Raw genomic sequence first — 247 nt, forward strand, 5'->3', positions numbered from 1 at the left:
CCTTGAACGCCTGCGAGTTCTTGTACGCCAAGGCGTTGTCCGTCATGACCCGTTCGATCCTGTCGATCCCGTGCTCAGCGAAGTACACCGCGGCCCGGGCCAGGAACCCGGCGCACGTGGGCCCGGTCTCATCCGGCAAGGCCTCGCTGTACGAGAGCCGGGAGCAGTCATCGACCATCGAGTGCACATAGTCGTACCCGATCTTGGGTCGACGTCCTTTGAGCGCAGCGGTAGCCGCCCTGCCATG

Annotated in this window: 1 pseudogene; it reads right to left on the bottom strand. The window is 64.4% G+C overall.

The features are described from left to right. Positions 1–247, bottom strand: a pseudogene (locus HMPREF2863_RS00495) (DDE-type integrase/transposase/recombinase); the annotation flags it as partial.

It is taken from the genome of Micrococcus sp. HMSC067E09 (assembly GCF_001812555.1).
In the GTDB taxonomy this organism is placed as follows: domain Bacteria; phylum Actinomycetota; class Actinomycetes; order Actinomycetales; family Micrococcaceae; genus Micrococcus; species Micrococcus lylae.